This window comes from Flavobacterium sp. UGB4466, assembly GCF_903469665.1.
GTDB lineage: Bacteria > Bacteroidota > Bacteroidia > Flavobacteriales > Flavobacteriaceae > Flavobacterium > Flavobacterium lipolyticum.
In genome coordinates, this window is sequence record NZ_CAGKLC010000229.1 from 1 (window position 1) to 326 (window position 326).

General features: G+C 27.0%; 1 protein-coding gene. It reads right to left on the bottom strand.

Annotated features, from left to right (window positions below):
• Nucleotides 1-155: 155 nt before the first annotated feature.
• Complete coding sequence (locus tag JO950_RS22500; protein WP_370528159.1) at nucleotides 156-311, bottom strand: integrase core domain-containing protein; 156 nt, start codon at nucleotides 309-311, stop codon at nucleotides 156-158.
• Nucleotides 312-326 lie beyond the last annotated feature (15 nt).

Consider the following 326-nt stretch of genomic DNA (forward strand, 5'->3'; position numbering starts at 1 on the left):
GGGTACACCTTATATAATTACTTCTGGGGATTTAGATTGCTCTTTCGACGAATTAGAGCGATTAATCTTAGAAAGCTATAATCAGAGTAAACAAATTAAAAATTAGTACAGCACTATATGAGTCGTCCTAAAATAGGTTGATAAGTTTTACAATATTAATTAAAACCAGTAAAGTTCTCTTTGCTGGTTTTTTGATATACAAAATTAGGTGTTTTCATTTTCAAGCTTAAATGTGGTCTTTTTTGATTATAACATTCTACAGATTCTTTAATTAATTTACTTAACTCTACTGCTGATTTACATTTATAGATTAAAAATTCATTCTT